The sequence below is a fragment of the Nocardioides allogilvus genome (assembly GCF_003047285.1).
In the GTDB taxonomy this organism is placed as follows: Bacteria; Actinomycetota; Actinomycetes; order Propionibacteriales; family Nocardioidaceae; genus Nocardioides; species Nocardioides allogilvus.
In genome coordinates this window covers 72,963-94,912 of the sequence record NZ_PZYX01000010.1, presented here as the reverse complement: position 1 = coordinate 94,912, position 21,950 = coordinate 72,963, and the positions used below count along the sequence as shown (strand labels likewise).

At 71.7% G+C, this 21,950-nt stretch carries 18 protein-coding genes; 5 read left to right on the top strand and 13 right to left on the bottom strand.

Features of this window, described 5'->3' with window-relative positions; genetic code table 11:
• Positions 1-12: 12 nt before the first annotated feature.
• From C9J87_RS14755 to priA, 5 genes are read right to left on the bottom strand one after another with little or no spacing between them, the layout of a single operon-like run.
• Positions 13-729 carry an amino acid ABC transporter ATP-binding protein gene (locus tag C9J87_RS14755; protein WP_084623101.1) on the bottom strand — a complete coding sequence of 239 codons (717 nt, stop codon included), beginning with the start codon at positions 727-729 and terminating at the stop codon, positions 13-15.
• Between the two features lie 11 nt (positions 730-740).
• Complete coding sequence (locus C9J87_RS14750; RefSeq protein WP_107705903.1) at positions 741-1,604, bottom strand: amino acid ABC transporter permease; 864 nt, start codon at positions 1,602-1,604, stop codon at positions 741-743.
• On the bottom strand, positions 1,604-2,485 hold the full coding sequence (locus C9J87_RS14745) for an ABC transporter substrate-binding protein (protein WP_107705902.1): 882 nt from the start codon (positions 2,483-2,485) through the stop codon (positions 1,604-1,606). Before C9J87_RS14745 ends, C9J87_RS14750 begins: the two co-directional genes overlap by 1 nt.
• Positions 2,486-2,507: 22 nt before the next feature.
• Positions 2,508-3,263: an imidazole glycerol phosphate synthase subunit HisF gene (gene hisF, locus C9J87_RS14740; RefSeq protein WP_010833444.1), complete on the bottom strand. Its 756-nt coding sequence runs from the start codon at positions 3,261-3,263 to the stop codon at positions 2,508-2,510.
• Entirely contained in the window at positions 3,260-4,000 is a 741-nt protein-coding gene (gene priA / locus C9J87_RS14735; RefSeq protein WP_107705901.1) for a bifunctional 1-(5-phosphoribosyl)-5-((5-phosphoribosylamino)methylideneamino)imidazole-4-carboxamide isomerase/phosphoribosylanthranilate isomerase PriA, read from the bottom strand. Before priA ends, hisF begins: the two co-directional genes overlap by 4 nt.
• A 19-nt stretch (positions 4,001-4,019) precedes the next feature.
• On the opposite strand from priA, the gene C9J87_RS14730 reads away from it, so the two are divergent.
• From C9J87_RS14730 to C9J87_RS14720, 3 genes are read left to right on the top strand one after another with little or no spacing between them, the layout of a single operon-like run.
• Entirely contained in the window at positions 4,020-5,678 is a 1,659-nt protein-coding gene (locus C9J87_RS14730; RefSeq protein WP_232820067.1) for an FAD-dependent oxidoreductase, read from the top strand.
• Between the two features lie 29 nt (positions 5,679-5,707).
• Positions 5,708-6,346, top strand: a complete 639-nt coding sequence (locus tag C9J87_RS14725; RefSeq protein ID WP_107705899.1) for a class I SAM-dependent methyltransferase — start codon at positions 5,708-5,710, stop codon at positions 6,344-6,346.
• A 37-nt stretch (positions 6,347-6,383) separates the two neighbouring features.
• On the top strand, positions 6,384-7,397 hold the full coding sequence (locus C9J87_RS14720) for a 5'-3' exonuclease (protein WP_010833449.1): 1,014 nt from the start codon (positions 6,384-6,386) through the stop codon (positions 7,395-7,397).
• A 3-nt stretch (positions 7,398-7,400) separates the two neighbouring features.
• Here C9J87_RS14720 and C9J87_RS14715 read toward each other — a convergent pair whose 3' ends face one another.
• Both C9J87_RS14715 and C9J87_RS14710 read right to left on the bottom strand, forming a co-directional pair.
• On the bottom strand, positions 7,401-10,025 hold the full coding sequence (locus C9J87_RS14715; RefSeq protein WP_107705898.1) for a thrombospondin type 3 repeat-containing protein: 2,625 nt from the start codon (positions 10,023-10,025) through the stop codon (positions 7,401-7,403).
• A gap of 142 nt (positions 10,026-10,167) precedes the next feature.
• On the bottom strand, positions 10,168-10,665 hold the full coding sequence (locus tag C9J87_RS14710) for a DUF5709 domain-containing protein (RefSeq protein ID WP_107705897.1): 498 nt from the start codon (positions 10,663-10,665) through the stop codon (positions 10,168-10,170).
• A gap of 151 nt (positions 10,666-10,816) precedes the next feature.
• Here C9J87_RS14710 and C9J87_RS14705 point away from each other — a divergent pair, with 151 nt between their 5' ends.
• Positions 10,817-11,911, top strand: a complete 1,095-nt coding sequence (locus C9J87_RS14705) for a baeRF2 domain-containing protein (protein ID WP_157953216.1) — start codon at positions 10,817-10,819, stop codon at positions 11,909-11,911.
• Between the two features lie 16 nt (positions 11,912-11,927).
• Here C9J87_RS14705 and C9J87_RS14700 read toward each other — a convergent pair whose 3' ends face one another.
• The 4 genes from C9J87_RS14700 to C9J87_RS14685 are packed head-to-tail and all read right to left on the bottom strand — an operon-like array spanning position 11,928 to position 18,637.
• Positions 11,928-15,389: an ATP-binding protein gene (locus C9J87_RS14700; RefSeq protein ID WP_107705895.1), complete on the bottom strand. Its 3,462-nt coding sequence runs from the start codon at positions 15,387-15,389 to the stop codon at positions 11,928-11,930.
• Between the two features lie 2 nt (positions 15,390-15,391).
• Positions 15,392-16,117 carry a DUF4194 domain-containing protein gene (locus tag C9J87_RS14695; protein ID WP_107705894.1) on the bottom strand — a complete coding sequence of 242 codons (726 nt, stop codon included), beginning with the start codon at positions 16,115-16,117 and terminating at the stop codon, positions 15,392-15,394.
• Positions 16,114-17,670: a DUF3375 domain-containing protein gene (locus C9J87_RS14690; RefSeq protein ID WP_232820066.1), complete on the bottom strand. Its 1,557-nt coding sequence runs from the start codon at positions 17,668-17,670 to the stop codon at positions 16,114-16,116. The genes C9J87_RS14695 and C9J87_RS14690 overlap by 4 nt, the downstream gene beginning before the upstream one ends.
• Positions 17,671-17,707: 37 nt before the next feature.
• Entirely contained in the window at positions 17,708-18,637 is a 930-nt protein-coding gene (locus C9J87_RS14685; RefSeq protein ID WP_198652374.1) for a LysR family transcriptional regulator, read from the bottom strand.
• Positions 18,638-18,730: 93 nt separating this feature from the next.
• On the opposite strand from C9J87_RS14685, the gene C9J87_RS14680 reads away from it, so the two are divergent.
• Positions 18,731-20,062, top strand: coding sequence for an FAD-dependent oxidoreductase (locus tag C9J87_RS14680; protein WP_107705893.1), 1,332 nt, complete (start codon positions 18,731-18,733; stop codon positions 20,060-20,062).
• A 7-nt stretch (positions 20,063-20,069) separates the two neighbouring features.
• Here the strand turns inward: C9J87_RS14680 and C9J87_RS14675 are convergent, their stop codons facing one another.
• Together C9J87_RS14675 and C9J87_RS14670 are read right to left on the bottom strand one after the other, a co-directional pair.
• Positions 20,070-21,125, bottom strand: a complete 1,056-nt coding sequence (locus tag C9J87_RS14675; protein WP_157953215.1) for an FUSC family protein — start codon at positions 21,123-21,125, stop codon at positions 20,070-20,072.
• A gap of 168 nt (positions 21,126-21,293) precedes the next feature.
• Complete coding sequence (locus C9J87_RS14670; RefSeq protein WP_107705891.1) at positions 21,294-21,950, bottom strand: flavin reductase family protein; 657 nt, start codon at positions 21,948-21,950, stop codon at positions 21,294-21,296.

The window sequence follows — 21,950 nt, the reverse complement described above, 5'->3', positions numbered from 1 at the left end:
TGACGCCCGACGTCAGGCGCGGATCCGCGACAGGAACGCCCGGGTGCGCTCCTGCTGCGGGTCGCCGATCACCTGCGCCGGGGTGCCGGACTCGTGGATGACGCCGTCGTGCAGGAAGCAGACCGTGTCGGCAACGTCGCGGGCGAAGCCCATCTCGTGCGTGTTCAGCACCATCGTCACGCCCTCGGACTTGAGGTCGGAGAGGAGGTCGAGCACCTCGCCCACCAGCTCGGGGTCGAGCGCGGAGGTGACCTCGTCGAGCAGCATCAGCCGTGGGTTGGTGACGAGGGCACGGGCGATCGCGACGCGCTGCTGCTGGCCGCCGGAGAGGTCGTCGGGCCGGGCCCTCGCCTTCTCCGCGAGCCCCACCCGGTCGAGCATCGCGAGCCCGCGCTGCTCGGCCTCGGCCGCCGCGACGCCGTGCACCTTGCGCAGCGCGAGCGTCACGTTGCCGAGCACGGTGAGGTGCGGGAACAGGTTGTAGGACTGGAAGACCAGCCCCATCCGGGAGCGAACCTCGTCGCCGTTGACCCGCGGGTCGGTGATGTCCTCGCCCTCGAACGTGATCACCCCGTCGTCCACGGTCTCGAGCAGGTTGGCGCACCGCAGCAGCGTCGACTTGCCCGACCCGGAAGCCCCGATCAGCACGACGCACTCGCCGCGGTTGACCGTGAAGTCGACGCCGTCGAGCACCACGTTGGACCCGAACGCCTTCCGGACGCCGCTCATCTCGAGAACGCTCACATCAGGCTCCCCGCGCCGGCGAAGCCCTGCTTGCGGGCATACCAGTCAGTCAGTCGCGCCATCGGCACGGTCAGGCAGATGAAGAGGAAACCCGCGACGACGTACGGCGTGTAGTTGAAGTCCTTCGCCGTCTCGATCTGCGCCGCCCGGATCGCGTCGATGACCGTGCCCAGCACGGCGATCAGCCCGGAGTCCTTCTGCAGCGAGACGAGGTCGTTCATCAGCGCGGGCAGCACGCGGCGCCAGGCCTGCGGGAGCACGACGTGGCGCAGCGTCTGCGCATAGGTCAGCCCGAGCGCGCGGCCGGCGAGGCGCTGCGACTGGTGCACCGACTCGATGCCCGCCCGGAAGACCTCTGCGACGTACGCCGAGTAGGACAGCACCAGGGACGCGCAGCCCCAGAACAGGGCGCTGCGCGGCAGCCCCGACAGGTCGAGGGCCGGCCCGCCGAACCCGAGCAGGAAGATGACGAGCAGCAGCGGGAGGCCACGGAACACGTCGACGTACACCGTGCCGAGCAGCCGCAGCGGGAACGCGATCGGGCCTCGTGTGGTGCGCATGACCGCGATGGTGAGGCTGACGACCACGATGGCGATCGCCGAGACCACCATGATCTTGACGTTCATCCAGAGGCCGGCGAGCACCGCCGGGAACGAATCGACCGCCTTGTCCCAGTCGAAGTAGGTCTCGTGGACCCGCTCCCACCCGGGTGAGCTGACGACCAGCACGCCGACGACGCCGAGCACCAGCGCCGTGCTGGCCGCGGCGATGGCCGTGCTGCGTGCGGCCTGGCGGCGGCGATAGCTCTCGCGCTCGAGCTGGATCGCGGAGGGCTGCCAGTCCGTGACGGCAGGTCGCATCAGGAGAGCTCGGGAGCGCCCTGCTGCTCCAGCCACTCGGAGGCGATCTGGTCGAGGGTGCCGTCCTCACGCAGTGCGTCGACGGCCTGGCTGACGCAGTCGGTGAGCGGGCTGTCCTTGTCGAGCACGGCGCCGAACTGCTCGACGTCGCCCTCGGGCAGCGGCAGCTGGCCGACGATCATGCCGTCGTCGAGCTGGACGGCCGTCATGTAGTAGGCCGTCGGCAGGTCGACCACGATGCCGTCGATCTGGCCGTTCTTCAGCGACTGGACGGCCTGGTCGTTGGTGTCGAACGCGGCCGGCTGCTCGGAGGTGCCGATCGTCTCGGTGATCGCGGTGTAGCTCGTGGTGCCGACCTGGGCGCCGAGGCGGGCGTCGGCGAGGTCGGCGATCGACGTCGCACCGTCGATGGCGCTGCCCTTGTTGGTGATGACGGTCTGGCGCACGTCGTAGTAGCCGCTGGAGAAGTCGACGGCCTTGCGGCGCTGCTCGGTGATGGAGACCTGGTTGACGTCGAAGTCGAACTTCTTCTCGCCCGGGCTGACCACGGCGTTGAACGGCACGGTGACCCACTCGACCTCGTCGGTCGAGTAGCCCAGCTCCTCGGCGACGGCGTAGGCCACCGCGGACTCGTAGCCCTGGCCGTTGGTCGGGTCGTCGCCGACGAACCACGGCTCGTAGGCCGGGGAGTCGGTGCCGATCGTCAGGGTGCCGGCGGTCAGCGTCTCCAGGCTGTCGGGCGTGCACTCCTCCGCGGCCGTCTCGGTGGAGGTGTCGGTCGCTGTGTCCCCGGCCTCGTCGCGCGGCGCACCGCAGGCGGTCAGGGCCAGGAGCACGGCGAGCGGAGCGGTGGCGGCGAAGGTGCGGAAGATCGTGCGCATGCCCCGAATCGTAGGACCGATCTCAGCGGACCGGGTGACCGGCCGCCGACAACCCGTCCTTTACCTCACCGATCCGCAGCGTCCCGAAGTGGAACACCGTGGCGGCGAGCACCGCGTCGGCACCGGCGTCGACGGCGGGCGCGAAGTGCTCCACGGCACCCGCTCCCCCGCTGGCGATGACGGGGATGGTGACCTCGCGGCGTACGGCGCGGATCAGCTCGAGGTCGAAGCCGTCCTGCGTGCCGTCGGCGTCCATCGCGTTGAGCAGGATCTCGCCGGCGCCCAGCTGGGCTGCTCGTGCGGCCCACTCGACGGCGTCGAGGCCGGCGCTCTTGCGGCCGCCGTGGGTGGTGACCTCGAAGCGGCCCTCGGAGACCCGACGCGCGTCGACCGAGAGCACGAGCACCTGGTTGCCGAACCGGTCGGCGACCTCGGCGATCAGCTCGGGGCGGTGGATGGCGGCGGTGTTCATCGCGACCTTGTCGGCGCCGGCGCGCAGCAGGCGGTCGACGTCCGCGACGCTGCTCACTCCCCCGCCCACGGTCAGCGGGATGAAGACCTCCTCCGCGCAGCGCGACACGACCTCCATCGTCGTCGCGCGGCCCTCGTGGGAGGCGGAGATGTCGAGGAAGGTGAGCTCGTCGGCGCCCTCCGCGTCATAGGTCTTGGCCAGCTCGACCGGGTCCCCGGCGTCGCGGAGCTCCTTGAAGTTGATGCCCTTGACGACGCGCCCGCCGTCGACGTCGAGGCAGGGGATGACGCGTACGGCGAGGCTCACGAGACCGGCTTCGGCAGGGTCAGGGCCAGCGCGTCCTCGAGCGTGAAGCGACCCTCGTAGAGCGCCGTGCCGGCGATCGCGCCCTCGACGCCCTCGGCCACGAGTCCCATCAGGGCCTCGATGTCGGCCAGCGTGGTGACGCCGCCGCTGGCCACGACCGGCTTGTCCGTCACCGCGCAGACGTCGCGCAGGAGCTGGAGGTTGGGGCCCTGCAGCATGCCGTCCTTGTTGACGTCGGTGACGACGTAGCGCGCACAGCCCTCGGAGTCGAGGCGGGTGAGCACGTCGTAGAGGTCGCCGCCCTCGCGGGTCCAGCCACGCGCGGCCAGCGTGCGACCACGCACGTCGAGGCCGACGGCCACGCGGTCGCCGTACTCAGCGATGGCGCGGGCGCACCACTCGGGGTTCTCGAGCGCGGCGGTGCCGATGTTGACCCGGCGACACCCGGCGTCCATGGCGGCCTTGAGCGACTCGTCGTCGCGGATGCCGCCGCTTATCTCGACCTTGATGTCCAGCGTGCCGACGATCTTGGCCTGCAGCTCGCGGTTGTGGCCGTGACCGAAGGCGGCGTCGAGGTCGACGAGGTGGATCCACTCCGCCCCCGCCTCCTGCCAGCGCAGGGCGGCCTCGATCGGGTCGCCGAAGCGCTTCTCCGAGCCGTCGACCCCCTGGACGAGCTGGACGGCCTGGCCGCCCTTGATGTCCACCGCGGGCAGGAGTTCGAGGTAGTCGCTCATGGTGTCGATCCTAGGAGCCGTGGGACGCCGGACCGTGCCCGTCCCGCCCTCTGACAGGATCACGCCGACCAACTGCAACATGTTCTACTCGGAGGCCCGTGTGCACACCCGTCGTTCCGTCCTGTCCGTCGCCGCTGCTGGGGCCGTCGGGCTGGCGCTGCCGACACCGGCGCGGGCCCGCATCCCGCTGACCCGGGAGGAGCACCGGGTCGTGGTCATCGGCTCCGGCTTCGGCGGTGGTGTGACGGCGCTGCGGCTGGCGCGGGCCGGGGTCCGGGTGACGGTGCTCGAGCGCGGGCGGCGCTGGCGGACCGGGCCGAACGCCGAGACCTTCCCGCACGTGGCGCGCCCCGACAAGCGGCTGCTGTGGCACGGCACGACGCCCAGCGCACTGCACCCCGCGCAGCAGCTGCTGGGCGCTCCCCTGGACTTCGGTCCCTACGTCGGGCTGGTCGAGCCTGTGCAGGGACGCAACATGCTGGTGATGTGCCCGGCCGGTGTCGGCGGCGGGTCGCTGGTCTACCAGGGCATGACCCTGCAGCCGTCTCGCGAGGTGTTCGAGAGCTCCCTGCCCAGCGGCCTCGACTACGACCTGATGGACCGCGTGCACTATCCCCGGGTCGCGAGGATGCTCAGGCTGGCAACGGCGCCGGACACGCTCGTCGACACCCCCAACTACCTCGCCGCCCGGACCTTCAAGTCGCGCGCCGAGCTCGCCGGCTTCGCGGTCGAGAAGATCCCGATGCCGATCGACTGGTCCTACGCCGAGGCTGAGCTGCGCGGGGAGATGAAGCCGTCCTACACCAACGGCGACGCCGCGATGGGCGTCAACAACGGCGGCAAGCACTCGGTGGACGTGACCTACCTGCGCGCCGCCGAGGCGACCGGCCGGGTCCGGGTGCGGACCCACCACGACGTCACCTCGATCGAGCAGCGGCCGAACGGCCGGTGGCTGGTCCGGGTCAACCGCACCGACGACACCGGCAAGGTCCTGGAGCACAAGGTCATCCGGACCCGGGCGCTGGTGCTGGCCGCCGGAAGCGTCAACACCACCAAGCTGCTCGTGCGGGCCGGCGCCACCGGCGTCATCGCGGACCTGCCCGACGGCCTCGGCCGCGGCTGGGGCACCAACGGCGACCGGATCTATGCCTGGACCAACCTGCAGACCGACTTCGGAACCCAGGGCGGACCGGTCGTGTTCGGCAGCAAGGACTGGGCCGATCCCGCCACCGCCAACACGATCATCCAGGCCTCGATGCCCCCCGTCGGCCTCAACCTGCGGACCACGATGCTGGTCGGCTTCGGGGCCAGCCCGGACCGCGGGCACTTCGCCTACGACGGCGCCACCGACACCGTCGGCCTGCACTGGCCGGCGGACGGCGACCGGGCGGTGCACGACGAGATCGGCGCGCGGATGCGCGCCGTGGTCGGCTCGACCGGGGTGCTGACCGACAGCCACCTCATCGCACCCAGCACTTGGCACCCCTTGGGCGGCGCCCCCATGGGCTCGGTGTGCGACCTCGAGGGGCGGGTCCACGGCGCCCGCGGGCTCTACGTGCTCGACGGCGCGCTCATCCCCGGCACCACCGCGGCCTGCAACCCCTCGATGACCATCGCTGCCGTCGCCGAGCGGGCGCTGGAGCGCATCGTCGCCGAGGACGTCGGCAGCATCATCTGAGCGGCGAGGGCCCGTGGCAGAGTTGGCCCATGACGAGTGACGCCCACGACCGGGACGCCTGGGAGCAGCGCTGGGAGCAGGTGCTGCGCGACCATCCGGACAAGCTGGTGAGCCGCCCTCCCAGCGACCTGCTCGTCGACGTCGCACGCGAGCTGCGGCCGGGCCGCGCCCTCGACGCCGGCTGCGGGCACGGCGCCGAGGCGATCTGGCTGGCCGCGGCCGGCTGGACGGTCACCGCGGTCGACTTCTCACGCGCAGCCCTCGAGCACGGCCAGGCGACCGCCCAGGGCTTCGACCCGGACGTCGCCGCCCGCATCGCCTGGGTGGAGGGCGACCTCGGGGCGTGGACCCCGGACGAGGGCTACTTCGACCTCGTGAGCTGCCTCTACGTCCACGTCGCCGGGCCGCTCGGCTCGGTCGGCGAGATGGTCTCGCGCCTCGCCGCCGGCGTCGCCCCCGACGGCACGCTGCTACTGGTCGGCCATCGTCCCGTGGACCCGGCGACGGGTGAGCCGACCCCGGCGGCCAGCCAGGTGCAGGTCTCGGTCGAGGAGGCGCTCGAGGTGCTGGACCCGCAGGAGTGGGAGATCCAGGTCGCCGAGGAGCGACCGCGCGCCGTCCTCGGATCGGGCGTCGACGCGGTGGTCCGGGCGGTTCGCCAGCGATAGCGGCGTCACGCCCGCACCGCGCCGTACGATCTCCGCGATGCCCCCACCCTCCTCCGACCCGAGCGCGCGCAAGCTCCTCCTCGTCGTCGACGCCCCCTCGCTGCTGCACCGCAACCACCACGCGCGGGCGCACACGCGGATCATGGACCGGGCCGGGCGACCGGTGTGGGCGCTGCACGGGATGCTGCGCCAGATCATCGAGTCGATCGACGGGTTCGCGCCCGACGCGGTCATCTTCGGGCTCGACGACCGCACCTCCTCGATCCGCCGGGAGCGCTACCCCGACTACAAGGCCGGGCGCGCGGAGAAGCACCCCGAGCTGATCGACCAGCTCGAGCGGGCGGGCGCGCTGCTCGACGCGCTCGGGCTGGCGACGCTGACTCCCCCGGGGCTCGAGGCAGACGACGTCAACGCGACCGGCGCGACGTGGGCAGCTGCCAACGGCTGGAACTGCGTCATCATCACCTCCGACCGCGACGCCTTCGCCCACATCAGCGACCACACGCAGGTGCTGCGGTTGATCGACGGCGGCATCAACGGCTCGCCGCTGCTCAACCCCCGGCGCCTGCACGCGATGTACGGCGTCGCCGCGGAGAACTACCTGGCCTATGCCGCCCTGCGGGGCGACGCGAGCGACAACCTGCCCGGCGTCACCGGCATCGGCGAGAAGACTGCCGCGATCCTGCTCGACGTCGCCGGCTCGATGGACGCCGTGTGGGCCGACCTCGACCACGACGACGGCCGGTCGCTGGTCCAGGCGCTCGACGGCTGGGCCGCCGAGGTCGGCGCCCGCCGGCTCGGCGCCACCGTCGTCCGCCGCCTGAGCGCCGCCGGCGCGCGGGAGCGCTACGACTTCAACGTGGCCATGATGTCGGGCTGCGACGACCTCGACCTCGGGCTCACGCCCGACGTCCCCGGCAGCCCCGGCCTGCTGCCGCTCGACATCGATCGGGTCAGCCGCGTGGTGGGCTACCTCAACGTCGAGGCCACCACGGACCTCGCGGTCCGCGTGCTCACGGGGGCTCCTGCCTCCGTGAGCACGCGGGGCTGACCGCTAGAGGAGCGCCCCGGTCTTCTTCCGCCCGGGGTAGGACGAGGCGTCGTAGGGATCGGTGCCCTGCGCCCGCTCCTTGGAGTTGGCGTGCCCGTCGCCGTCGATGTCGGAGTCACAGGCATCACCCAGTCCGTCGCGGTCCAGGTCGGCCTGGTCGGCGTTGGCCTGGCGCACGCAGTTGTCGCGGGCGTCCGCGACACCGTCGCCGTCCCGGTCGACGCCGGCGGCCGTGTGCACGACCGTGCGGACGTCGGTCGCGAGGACCTCGCCGTCCTGGGTCCACACCGTGCGCACCTCGTGGGTGCCGGTCGGCACCGTCACGTCGATCGCGAAGGCATCGGCGCCATGGCTGGACTCGACGTCCTCGCTCGCGACGGGCGTGCCGTCGACGTGCACGGTCACCTTCTCGTCGGAGGGCACGGGGCAACCCGTGCTGCCGACGCCCGCCACGGCCGGGCAGGCATCGGCGTCGTCGACGACGCCGTCACCGTCGGTGTCGGTGAGGTCGCCGCCCCCGGTGCTCGTGGGGACCACGGTCGCCTGCAGGGTGTAGGTCGTCGAGGGCACGCCCACCACGAGGTAGGGGTCGATCGCGATGTCCAGGGTCCCCTGGACGTCGGTCAGGACGAGGTGCTCCGGCTGGCTGGTGGTCGCTGCCGACCCGGCAGCGGCGCCGGTGACGTCCATGTCGAGGTCACTGCCGTCCGGCCAGGACAGCAGCAGCTCGACGGTGCTGGTCTCGGGCACCGCCAGCTTGAACGTGTGCCCGGCTCCGCCGGTGACACCGAGCGTGCTGTCGGTGACCGTGAACGTGTTCCCGCCGGGCTGCTCGAGCAGCACGGGGTCCAGGAGGCCGGCGACGGTCGAGTCGCCGTTCGAGCTGCCGGTCGACGACGAGCCCGACGTCGAGGTGCCCGCGGGCGTCTCGCCGGCCGGAGCCGCGACGCCGATCGCACCCGCGTCGGGTGCGCGGTCGTCGGCCACGACCGTCCACAGCCGCGTGGGCGCGCGATAGCTCGTCAGTGCGAAGACGTCGTACGGCGCCTCGACCCGCTGCTGCGCGAGGTAGCTGCGCGGGATGCGGAACGTGACGGTGTTGGCCACAGTGTCCCACTGGGACCACTCGCTGGGCAGGGTCGTCTCGCTGGAGTGGTCGCGGGTGACGACCTCCGAGGAGTCCGGCTCGGTGACGAAGGACTCGATCTCGCGCCCGCCGATGCTGACGCCGTACTTCGGCAGGCTGACCATGTCGTCGGGCCACAGCCGGCTCACCTTGACGGTGGTCACGACGTCGAGCGGGGTCACCTCGACCTGGACGTTGGTGATGTCGGTCAGCGGAGTGAGCGAGTCACTGTCGGGGTCGTCGTGCGAGGCCGTCGGCGAGGTGGGCGCGGCATCCTTCGGGCGACGCTCGACCGTGCCGGCGACATGCACGTGGCCGTCAGCGGTCTCGGCGCCGTGGGCCGGGGTGCTGATGCTCAGCACCGGGTCGGTGGTGTCCACCGGCTCCGGGGTCCAGTCGGTCGGGGTGCCGGGAACCGTCCCGAGGTCGGGCTGGGGGCAGTCCTCGACCGCGCCGGTGGAGGAGGCGTGCTGGTGGTCGTCGGGGTGCTGGACCTGGAAGAAGTTGCTGCCGTCGCCGGCCACGTCGTTGGGGTCCAGGTGGTCGGCCTCGGTGACCGCGCCATCGGCGTTGACGTCGAGGTAGTGGCTCATCCGGGTGGCGAAGACCTCGACGTTGAGGGTCGAGACGCACTTGTTCAGGCCGGGCGGGTCGGCGCTGTAGGCCATGATGTCGGTGGTCGGGACCTTGCCCCAGGCGCCCTCGGCGCCGTCGCCCACGTGGCCCAGCGTCAGGCAGTGTCCGGTCTCGTGCAGGACCAGGTCGAAGAGGGAGAAGGTGTCGGTCGTGCCCGGGACCGGGTCGATGGCACCGTTGACCGAGAAGCAGACGTTGCCGCCGGCGCCGCCGCAGTCCTCGACGAACACGCCACCGCCGTCACCGTGGTGGCCGTCGTAGCCGGGCATGCCTTCCCAGGTCTCCATGGAGAACGGGTTCTCGATGTTGTGGCAGGGGACGCCGTTCTCGTCGAAGATGCCCAGCTCGTCGGTGAGGTAGACCGGGTCCACCCCGATGCCGATGCCGCCGACCGGGTTGGTGGCCACGATGACGATCTCGGGGTCGTAGAGCGGGAAGGTGCTGACCTCGTCGCCCTCGGTGAGGCCGACGACGTCGGGCGTGATGTGGAAGTCGACGCCGTCACGCAGCCAGTCGAACCCCATCTCGTCGGAGAGGTAGTCGATCCCGCCCTCCCAGGCCTCGGCGGCCTGGCGCATGATCCGCAGGTCCCGCTCGGCCGTCGGCGAGGCGGGCACCAGGACGGCGACGTCGATCTTCGGGGAGTCCAGGGCGTTGAGCCCGCCCTTGCCGTGGAAGCACTGGTTGGCCGGATTGTCCGCGCTCCGGTCGCGGATGCACCCCGGCGGGAAGTTCCCGTCACCGAAGTAGGGCCCGACGTAGTCGTCACCCGGGCTGGCTGAGGCGGTGCTGATCGCGCCGACTCCCGCCCAGCCGAAGACGCTGACGAGGAGGACGGTGAGCAGGACTCCCAGACGCTGTTGCATGTGATGTTCCTTCGGGACATGAGCCCGCCCTCCGGATCGCGGAGAACGTGGCTGCAACTGATGGACGCTCCCCCGAGCACTACGTGACTGGTAACTGCGTCCGCTTCCCTTGGTTACGCGCGTCTGTGGAGCCGTTCTCCGCTCAGGTGATCTCGTCCTGGTCGACGATGTGCACGGCCCCCTCCTCGGCGCTGGCCCCGGCGCCGTCGATGCCGATGTCCTCGGCGGCCAGGTCCTTCTCGGTGTCCTCGCGCACGCCTTCGTCCTGGGCCACCAACCGGCCCGAGCGCTCGTCACCGACCTCACCGTCCGGCTGGTCGTCGATGATGTCGCCCTGCTCGCCGCGCAGTGGCTCGTTCTCCGCCTGGGCATAGGGGTCGGGCTCCGGCACCTCCTGCGGCAGGCGCTGGTCGATGGTCTCGCCGAGCTCCTCCTCCAGGGGCGTGGCGCCCCAGCCCTGGCCAGCCGACCACTTCTCGGGCGGCGAGTAGCCCTCGTCGAGCGGTTCCGCGAGCCCCCGGTTGTCGGTGAGGCTGTCTCCCTCGCCCTGCGGCTGGTCCTCGTCGTCCACGGAGTAGCCGTGGTAGGACTCGCCGGCCTGGGTGTCGCTGGTCGGATCGGTCCCGGGGTTCTCGCTCATCTCGGTGCTCCTTCGCTCGCTCGGGGTGTTCCAGCGGCTGTACCCACGGCGGCTGGGTGCATTCGCCGTACGGCGGGCATGCAGTCGAGTCCGCCGGGTACCGGACCAGGAACGTGACATCCGGCGTGATCACCCAGTCAGGAGGCCAGCCATGCACTTGACCCGACTTCGTCCCGTGTTCGAGAGTCCCGGACCCTTCGTGTCCCTGCACCTGGAGGTCGGCGGCGCCAGCGAGGACGCCCTGTCCCAGCGCGAGGCGCGCTGGACCACGACCAGGCGCGAGCTCGAGGACGCGGGCATCGACACCGCGCTGCTCGAGGACATCGGCCGCCGGGTCCTGGAGAACACCCACCTGCCCGGTGAGGTGCGGCGCACGATCGTCACCGACAGCGAACGTGTCCTGCTCGACGACGTGCAGGTGGGGCACAACCCGCGGCCCGAGGTGATCGAGCACTCGGCGCTGCCCGACCTGTCGGGTTGGTTGTCGAGCGAGGACCTGGCAATCCCCTTCGTGCTGGCGGTCGTCGATCGCGAGGGTGCCGACATCGACGCCTTCACGGCGATCAGCCGGCCCCCGGACGAGAGCGAGACCGTCACCGGCGAGACGTTCTACATCACCAAGGTCGCACCCGGGGACTGGGCGCAGAAGAAGTTCCAGCAGACGGCCGAGAACACCTGGCAGCACAACGCCGAGCTGGTCGCCGACGCGATCCGCAGCCTGGCCCGCTCGCACCGCCCGCGCGTGGTGCTGGTCGCCGGCGAGGTCCGGGCCCGCGCCGAAGTGACGAGGGCGCTGGAGTCGTCAGGGACCGAGGAGCTGGGACGGCTGGTGCAGGTCGAGTCAGGTGGGCGGGCTGCCGGGGCGTCGGTCGAGGCCCTCTGGCAGGAGGTCGACACCCACCTCCGGGAAGTCTCCGCCGAGCTCGACGCCGACGTCCAGGCGCGGGTGGAGGAGGCGCGAGGTCGTGGTGAGGCTGCCGCCACCGGGATCGACGAGGTTCTCGAAGCCCTCGCCAAGTCCCAGGTCGATCGGCTGGTCGTCGACCTCGATGCCGTCCACGACAAGAGCATCACACCGGCCCAGCACGAGGGGTTGCCCGTGCCGGCGGCCGCGGCCGCCGACGAGCAGCCCGCCGACCGCGTGCTCGTCGCTGCCGCGGCGCTCACCGGCGCCGAGCTCACGCTGCTGCCCAGCGCCATGGCCCGTGGGGGCGGCGTCTCGGCGCTGCTGCGGTGGGACGACTGAGTCCCACCGCCTGCGGCTACCGGTCCGTCGCCACGTCGGTGATCGGCGTGATCCAGGACTGGTGGGTCGCGCTGTTCTTGGTGATCGCGAGCAGCTCGTCCATGTGCGGTTCGAGACCGGTCACCTTGTCGAGCGGGACGCCGATGATGAGCTGGAAGCCCAGTCCCCGCCACGCCTGCACCGCGCGCCCGGCGAACTCCGAGTCGGCCTTGACGAAGCCCTCGTCGAGGAAGACCGGGGCGAAACGCGGCCGTGAGCGCAGCTCGTCACCGAGCCGGAACCGCAGGGCCGATCCGACGATGAAGGCGACCAGCTCCTGGCTCTCGCCACCGCTCTTCTCGCCGAGCGTGCGATAGGTCGCGCGCAGCTCCCCCGTGAGGTGGTCGTAGCGCTCGGCGCTGATCTCCACATGACGGCGTACGTCGAGGAGCCGGTCGCGATCGGTCGTGCCCTCGCCGACGTGGGACGGCTTGCGGAGCTGGGTCATGAAACGGCTCAGGTCGGTGAACCGCTTGTCCAGGTCGTCCTCGCCCAGCTCGCTGGTCGCGCCGGCCGACAGGGCGCGCAGGTCCTTCATGAACACCTGCACGTGCGCCGGCGCGAGCCGACGCAACCGGATCCGCAGCCGGTCGCCGGAGGCGCCGAAGGTGAGGCGCCGCAGGATCGCGTTGATCGGCTCGAGCCGGTCCTCGATGTCCTCGATCGAGGCCGCCATCGCGCCCACCAGCGGGACGAGGTCCTGACCGCTCCACTCGGTCAGGCGACGCCGCCACTCCGAACGCCGCTGCGCCAGCCCCTTGCCGCGGATCTCGTCGAGGATGCGGGCGTAGTCGGCGTACGAGTCGACCGTCACGCCCAGGTTGGGCGAGTCCCACTGGAGCTTGTAGAGCCGGAAGATCCCGGCGAGCTCCTCCTCGACGCGCCTCATCTCGGCCTCCGCGTCGCCGACCGCGGCGCGCAGGCGCTCCTCCAACCGCTGGGAGTTCTCGCTGAAGCGGTCGAGCTCCTCGGGATCGGCCGGTGCGGCCGCCGCGGCGAACTCCGCGCCCAGCGCCGCGTGCTGCTCCACGGACGGGGCCGCCGTCCCGGCGCGCTCCATGGCGTCCAGCCGGTCCTTGACGAGGTCCTCGGAGTCGACCAGCTCACCGTGGGCGTTGTTGAGCTCACGCTGGCGCTGCTCCAGGCCGAAGCGCTTCTTGCGCGCCTCCTCCAGCTCGAGCCCGAGCTGCTCGATCTGGCCCTGCAGCACCTGGAGCTGGTCGTCGGAGCCGAGGATCTCGACCCGTCTCCGTTCGAGCTCGGCGATGCGCTGGTCGCTGCCCTCCACGTCGAGGTCGTCGAAGCGTGCGGCCGCGACCGCGTCGTAGGCGGTGCGCTGCCGCTCGGAGACCCGCAGCTGCCGGTCCAGCTCGGCAACCTGTCCGTCGACCTCACCCAGCTGGTCGACGATCGAGGCCAGCTCCTGGTCGATCTCGGCGAGGGCGTCCTCGTTGGAGAAGCCGATGATGCTGCGGGCGCTGCTGCGGCCGTGGGCACCGCGCCGTCCGCTGCGCGTCTGGCCGGCCAACGTGACCCGCAGGCCGCTGCCCGTCAGCCCGGCGGTGGTCTCGACGCACAGGGCGTTGCGCGACGGCTCACACACGTGGGCCTGGACCCAGCCGGCGAAGGCCGAGTCCTTGAACACCAGCTTGCCGGCGATGCACTCGGGATCGGCGGGGCCGAGGTCGGGCAGGTCGAGGGGCACGCCCTCGAAGGTCAGGCGACCGCGCAGGTGGAGGCCGTCGATGGCTGCGGAGAAGTCCTCGAGCCGGTCGAGCGGGACCAGCAGCACCCGGGCGGTGCCGCCGAGCACGGTCTCGATCGCGGTGCGCCAGCGTGCCTCCTCGGGTGCGACGTCGACCAGCTCGGCCACGAACGGCAGCTCGTCGATGCCCAGCCCGCTCGCCGCGGCGACCTCGGCGCGCATCTCGTGCAGGGGCCCGGGCACCCGGCTCGCGCGCCCCTCCAGCGAGGCGCGCTCGGTGCGCAGCTCGCTCTGCCGCTGCTGCAGCGGATAGCCGCGGCGCAGCACGGCGTCGCGCTCCCGCTTCAGGCGCTCGTGGTCGGACTCGCGCCCGCTCAGCCACTGGCGGGCGTGCTCCTGGAGCGTCGCGAACGCCGCTGCCGAGGACAGGGCGCCATCGACGCCGGGAGCCTGGGCGTCCGACGCGTCGATCAGCGGGAGCAGCCGCTCCTGCAGGACCGATCGCCGGCCGAGCCGGTCCTCGCGCACGACCTGTTCCTGCTCCAGCGACAGCCCGAGGGCCTGGAGGGTCGAGCCGCCGGCGGCGCGGTGTGCCTCCTTGGCGTCCTCGAGGTCCTTGTGGCGCGCCACCTCCGCGGAGGTCGTCGCGGCGAGCTCGTCGCCGGTCGCCGTACGCGCATCGCGGTTGGCGGCCACCGCCGCCTCGAGCAGGCGCAGGTGGGTGCGCAGCAGCCACAGCCGCAGCGGGGTGTCGCCGGTCAGGGTGACGCCGTAGGAGTCGAGCTCGGCCTGGCGCCGTCGGGCGGTGTCGCGACGCTCGTGCAGCGCGGTGATCGGCTCGAGCAGCTCGAGCTTCTGCTCCTCGGTGCGCATCGCGGAGTGGGCGGCGTCGAGGTCGTCGAAGTGCTCGATGGCGCGATCGGCGGCGGCATAGGTCGAGGGACGCTCGAGCACCATCTCCTTGTAGAGCTCGTCGACGCTGCGCACCTGGTTGCCGGCCTGGATGCGCGAGAGCAGCCGCAGCGCCTTCGCACCGTCGCCGTTGGCGCCGATGCCCAACCGGGCGTGCAGGACGGCGGAGTATTCAGCGTAGGTGCGGTGCACCCGGACGCCCGGGAACAGCTTCTTGAGGGTGCTGGCGTGGAAGCGCTCGGGTACGGCGACCTCGAGCGTCTCGAGGCTGAGCGACCCCTCGTGCGTGGCGAGCTGCATCTGCACGTCGCCGGACCGGACCGCACGGCGCGGGACGTAGTAGGTGCGCAGGGCCGTGAACCTGCCGCCCTGGTCGTTGACGAAGGTCATCGCCACCGCGCCCCAGGTGTCGGTGCCCTTGCCGCGCAGCAGCTTTTCCACCGGTCGACCGGTGCGGGGGTCGTCGATGACGTCGACCGCACCGCGCAGGTAGGACAGCAGGTTGCGCTGGCCGACTCCACGGGCGCGACCGGCCACCGCGTCGTTGGAGGCGCCGTTGAACTTGGTGTCCGACGGCATCATCAGCGCGGTGTAGGCGTCCAGGATCGTGCTCTTGCCGACCCCGGAGCCGCCGGAGATCATCGTGGCCTCGCCCCGGAGCGGGACCGTCGTCAGGCCGCCGAAGCCGCCCCAGTTGACCAGCTGCAGGAGCGCGGCACGCCACTGCACGGTGTCGTCGGCGGGGGTCGCGACCACGCCGCGGTCGAAGAGCCCCTCGACGGTCCCGTCGTCCTCGATCTGCTCGATCTCGTCGATGGACATCGTCACTCCCCCTCGGTGTGGTCGTGGAGCTCGGGCTCGTCGTCGTCGAACAGGCTGTCGTCCTCCGGCTCGAGCGGGACCCCGTTGGCACGCTGGAGGGCCTCGAGCAGCTCCTGGAGCAGCTCGAGCGGGAGCAGCGGCTCGACGGCCTCGCAGATCTCGAAGCGCTCCTCGCTGGCGGTCGCGATCAGCAGCCCGGCCTTCGCCACGCTGAGCACGGCGTTGCGGGCGCGCTTCTCGTCGCCCGCCTCGTCGGTGGCGTGGGGCGGGCGGAAGCTCGCGACGTATTCAACGATGTCCTCCCGGTCGATGAAGACCCGTGCGTCACCGCCGGCCTGGCCGGCGCGCAGCCGGTCGCGCAGGTGGACGAGCACCAGCGTCTCCTCGCGCGACCACGCGGCGTCGTACAACAAGGTCGGGAAGCGGCTGCCGGTCTCGGAGACCGCCTGCCGCTTCCAGGCGACCTCGCGGCCGCGGTCGATCTGGAGGTCGAGGAAGAGGTCGTTGAGCCGCGAGCGCAGTACCCGCTCGTGCTCGACCAACACCCGCCAGTCGCGCGGGTGGGTGCGGGCGCTGATGAAGCGCTGCTTGAGCAGCGTGACCAGGGCGAGTCGCTGGGCGTGCTCGAGGCCACCCTCGTCGCCCTCCCACAGGGACACGGACGCGTCGTCGAGGTCGAGGTCGAAGTCCTCGCCGTCGGGTGCCTCGATGTCGCTGTGCTCGCTCATGCTGGGGTCTCCTGCTGGTTGTCGTGCCCGAGGTCGGGGTCGGGCAGGGGCATGCGGGGCAGTGCGAAGGTGCGGCGCGAGCCGTCGTGACGGACCGCGGAGTAGGACTCGAGGGCCTCCTCGGCCTCCCAGCCGCGGTCGGCCGCGAGGTGCAGCAGCCCGAAGATCTCGACCGGGCGACGCATCGACGGCTCGAGGCCCTCGAAGAGCTCGCCGAGCGTCGCCACCGGCAGCAGGTCGCCCAGCACCTGCTCGAGGCGCTCGCGCAGCGACGTCAGCCGCGGCCCGCCCTGGGCCATCAGCGACGCGAGCGAGACGGCCGGCGCCGCGTCGGGGTCGGCGACGGTGATCCGGTCGGGCAGCACGTCGTCGGCCGGGTCGTGGAAACGCTCGCGGAGGTGGTCGACGGTGGTGCGGGCGGGCAGCAACGGCACGTCGTGGGTCGCGCGCGGCCCGGTCGTCGCCATCCACGTCATCAGCTCGGACTCCACCTGGCGCAGGGTCTGCTCCAGCTCCCGGTCGCGGACGTCGTCGTGGGAGACGATGTATTCCTTCAGGGTCGCGGTGACCCGGGAGCGCTGGGCGAGGACGCGGTCCAGGCCGTCGCGCACCAGCCGCACCGTCCCGCGGAGCTCCGCGCGGTCGGCCTCGCCCAGGATGGCGTCGGAGAGCGGGTGCTCCAGCAGGGCGGTGAGGTCCTCCCGCAGCTGGGTCACCAGGGCGTCGTCGCGCAGCAGCGCGAAGGCGCCCTCGAAGGCGCGTCCCTCGTGGGTCGCCGTCATCAGGGCGTCGGCCCGGGCGAGGTAGTCGTCGATCACCTCACCGGCCGGTCGGTCCTCGGCGCGGAACGCGGCCAAGATCTCGGCCCGGATGGTGGCGAAGCGCTCCTCCACGCGGGCGAAGTCGCTCGGCAGCGCGGAGATCAGCGAGAGCAGCTCGGTGAACCCCTCGAGCATGAAGTCCTCGGTCGCACTCACGATCTCGGCGCCCTCGACCAGCCGGTCGCGCTCGGCCTGCAGCCGCGCGATCTCGGTGTTGAGGATGGTGACGCGGGCGGTGCGGTCGGGATTGGCCTCGGCGTTGAACCGGCGGATGGTGCCGAGGATGGTGGCGATGCGGTGCTCGCTGAGGGTGGCGCGATCGCGCGCGAGGTTCTTCACCAGCTCGAGCGCCTGCTGCGCGTGGGAGGTGAGCGAGTAGACCTCGCGGCCGGACTCGTCGAGCGAGCGGACCAGCCACTGCCCGCGCATCCATCGGTGGCAGATCTCGCGCCCGGTGCCGTTGGGGACCTCGGTCTCCCCCGCCAGCCGGATCTGGGCGAGGTGCTCCTCGACCTGGGTGTGCAGCCGGGCCGTCGCGATCGGCTTGTTGTTGCGGCCGAACGCGGCGCGGAAGATGGTGATGACGACGGGTGCCTGGCGCTGGTGGAGCAGCGTGAGGGTCGGCTGCGCGAAGGCAGAGCGCACCCGCGCCAGCTCGCCGGCGATCTCGCTCATCTCGACCGTCCTCCCGGTGTCGCTGCTCCAGCTCGTGCCCTGATCGGGCGTCAGCATCCCAGAAGCCACCGACGGCCCTGCCGCACGGGCCGGGTCAGCGGCCCTGGTGGGACCGCACGGCCCTCGCGACGAGCTCGCGTGCCGGGCCGGCCGGGGGCTGGGCGCTGTCGCGCCACACGGCGTTCAGCCTCCGGGTCAGGTCGAGACCGGCCACAGTGATCGCGACGAGCCGACCGGTCGCCAGGTCGTCGCGCACCGCGTGCGCCCCGAGCACCGCCGGTCCGGCGCCGGCGGCCACGGCGGCGCGGACGGCCGCCGTGCTCGACAGCTCGAGGACCGGTGCTGCGACCGGGAGCCCTGCGAGCGCCCGCTCGAGCACGGTGCGGGTGCCGGAGCCGGCCTCGCGCACGACCAGCGGCGTCGCCGCCAGCGTGCTGGCCGCGACCCGGCGCCGTGCTCGCCGGGCCCACTCGTGGTCCTTCGCGACGACGACCACCAGCTCGTCGCGCCCCACCAGCCGGTGGTGCAGCCCGGACGGGGCGTCCGGGCCCTCGACGAACCCGAGGTCGACCTCGCCGGCCGTCACGAGCGCGACGACCCGCTCGCTGTTGGTCGCGGTCATCGTGAAGTCGGTGGGCTCGTGACCCGCGCGCACCTGATCGGCGCGTACGGCGACCAGCCAGCCCGGCAGGAGGTGCTCGGCGATCGTCAGGCTGGCCGCGATGCGCAGGTGGCCGCGCCGGTCCGAGCGGAGCGCCGCGATCCCGGCGTCGAGCTGGGCCGCCTCCTCCAGCACCCGGCCGGCCCACTGGACCACGAGGTCGCCGGTCGGAGTGAGGGCCGAGCCACGGCGGGTCCGGACCAGCAGGGACGCGCCCACGAGGGACTCCATGGTGCGGATCCGCGACGACGCGGCCTGCTGGGTGATGCCCAGGAGCTCGGCGGCCGAGCTCAGGCTGCCGGAGCGTGCGACCTCCACGAGCAGCTCCAGAGCACGCAGCTCCGGCACATGGGGTCCCAGCACGATCGCGAGAGTACCGTGCCACAAGTCACTCTTGTGGTCTCACAACCACAACTTCGTTCTGTGACCGCTCGGGCATCAGCGAGAATTCCCACCATGACTCTTCGTGTAGCCATCGTCGGCGGCGGCCCGGCCGGCATCTACGCCGCGGACATCCTCACCAAGTCCGACGTCGACGTCTCGGTCGACATCCTCGAGCGGCTGCCCGCGCCCTTCGGCCTGGTCCGCTACGGCGTCGCTCCCGACCACCCGCGAATCAAGGAGATCATCAAGGCGCTGGACCGGGTCCTGGCCAAGGACGAGATCCGTTTCCTCGGCAACATCGACTTCGGCTCGGACGTCAAGCTCGAGGATCTCCACGCGTACTACGACGCCGTCATCTTCTCGACCGGCGCGAAGGCCGACCGCGACCTCGGCATCGCCGGCGAGGAGCTGTCGCTCGGTGCCGCCGACTTCGTCTCCTGGTATGACGCCCACCCCGACGACGCCCCGACGTGGGACTTCGAGGACGCCACTTCGGTCGCCGTCGTCGGTGTCGGCAACGTGGCCCTCGACGTGGCCCGGGTGCTGGCCAAGACCGCGGACGAGATGCTGGTGACCGACATCCCGGCGCAGGTCTACCAGGGTCTCGCTGCCAAGAAGATCACCGACGTGCACGTCTTCGCCCGGCGTGGCCCCGCCTACGCGAAGTTCTCGCCGCTCGAGCTCCGCGAGCTCAACCACTCGCCCAACGTCGAGGTGATCGTCCACCCCGAGGGCTTCGACGTCGACGCCCACGCCATGGAGCACATCGGCAAGCACAAGGCCCAGAAGATGGTGCTCGACACACTCGCCAACTGGGTCGGACGCGACGAGGTCGGCAAGCCCCACCGCATCCACCTGCACTTCTGCGAGGCGCCGACCGAGATCCTCGGCGTGGACGGCAAGGTCACCGCCTTCCGCACCGAGCGCACGCACTCGCCCCTCGAGGACGGCAACGTCGAGGGCACCGGCGAGTTCACCGACTGGGAGGTGCAGCAGGTCTACCGCGCCATCGGCTACCGCAGCGAGGCACTGCCCGGCCTCCCGTGGGACCAGCGCAACGCCGTGATCCCCAACGACGAGGGCAAGGTCCTCGACCTCGACGGCAACCCGATCCCCGGCACCTTCGTGACCGGCTGGATCAAGCGTGGCCCGGTCGGCCTCATCGGCCACACCAAGAGCGACGCCGCCCAGACGGTGGCCCACCTGCTCGCGACCACGACCGAGACCGCTCCGCAGCGCTCCCCCGAGGCTGTCGACACCTACTTCGCCGAGCGCGGCGTCGAGGTGTTCGACCACACGAACTGGGTCAAGCTCGACCAGCACGAGATCTCGCTCGGCGAGCCCGCGGGCCGGATCCGGGTCAAGGTCCCCACGCGCGACGAGATGCTCGCCGCCGGTCGCTGAGGCCGGCTCAGCCGGCGGTGGGCTCGACGGCGTCCAGGGTGCGACGCAGGCCCAGGACCAGCGAGCCCGCCGTGAACCGGTCCTCCAGCTCTGCGGCCGGTACGGCGGGCACGGCCCTCGCCAGCGCGTCGACGAGGTCGCGCGCCTCGTCGTAGCGCTGCCTGCCCTCCGGCTGGTCGACGGCACGCAGCACCTCCGCGGTCGCCCGCAGCGCCCGGGCAGTTGGCTCCCCCAGCGGTGAGCGCCAGGGCGCACGCACCTCGTGGGGTCCGGCCTGCCGGTCGAGGGTGTCGACGATCCCGCCGACAGCCAGGGCGAGCGCCGCGAGGGCGCTGCCGCGCTCCTGGACCCGGTTCGCGCGCTCCTGCCGGCGCAGCAGCCGCCAGTTGACCCGCGGTCCACCGAGGGCCTGCGCCGCCAGGTCCTCGACGGCGAGACCGCGGCGTCGGAGCCGTTCCGGCGTCTCGAGCACCGTGGCGTCGTCCGCCGGCGACTGCTCGTCAAGCCTCTCGGCGAGCACGTCCAGCTGGGTGACCAGCGCCTCCCGCAGGGACTCCTGCGCGCGCTCGGTGGCCACGAAGTGCAGCGGCGGCATGAGCAGGTTGACGGCCGTGCCGACCATGGCCCCCAGCGACGTCAGCCCGAGGTAGCCGGCCACGAAGTTCTCCGGCTGGCCTGCGCCGAGGATCAGCACGAACAGGGCCGAGATCGGCGCCCAGGACCCCATGGCGCCCAGCCAGCGCAGCGGGGACAGCAGGGTGCCGATGCCGACGACGAGGCCCACCGCCAGTGGGCTCGGGAGCGACAGCGCCTGGACGACCAGGCCGAGGGACGCGCCGACGGTCAGGGCCAGGAAGACCTCCGCGGACGTGCGCAGCGAGCCCATCACCGTCGTCGACACGACGACCACTGCCCCGAACGGTGCGTAATAGGCGTACTGGTCGGCGACGCCGTCGAAGGGCGCGACGATCACCCACGCCAGCACCGCCGCCAGCGCCGCCCTCGCCGCGAGGGCGAGAGCGAGCACCGGTCGTGTCGTGAATGCCTCTCCCAGGGCGCGCACAGCAACAACTCCCTCCGACCCGAGACTCCACCACCCGTCCGCCGACGTCCACCCCCGCACGGGTGATCGGCCAAAGAAGGCGGCCCGGCCGTCCGGGGAGGGACGGCCGGGCCTGACCCGCTGTCCTGCGGGGGAACAGGTGGGGCACAGCGGGTGGATCGTGGTGCGTCAGCCGGCCTGGCCGGCCAACCCGAGCGCCTCGTCCTCGGATGCGCCGGGGATGCGCATCTCGAAGGTGTCGCTCACCACGGCGTAGTCGTAGTAGCCCATCCGCGCGATCGGGCGGATCTTCGGGATGTCGAGCTTGCCCTCCGGCGTGATGACGCTCTCGTCGATGTGGATGCGCTCGACCTTGGCGAAGACGATGTCGATGGTCCCGACGTTGGAGTCGCCGACCATGCGGTGCGTGGAGAGATAGCGGCACTCGAAGTGCACAGGGCTCTCCGCCACCATCGGCACCGGCGCGAGGTCGGCATAGCGCTTGGTCACGCCGGCGCGGTCGAACTCGCTCTCCTCCGGAGGCAAGGCCATCGCACTGATGTTGACGGCCTCGCGCAGGTCCCAGGTCGCCATGTTCCAGACGAACCAGCCCGACTGCTCGGCGTTGAGCACGGTGTCCTTGCGGCGCCCGTCGGGATACTGGTTGGCGGAGAACATCACCATCGGCGGGTCGAAGGTGAGGTTCTGCCACTGGCTGTACGGCGCCAGGTTCTCGACGCCGTCCGGGCTGACGCTCGAGAGCCAACCGATCGGGCGGGGCACCGTGCAGCTCTTGAACGGGGAGAAGGGCAGCGGGCTCTTCTCGGAGGCGGGGTCGTACTTCAT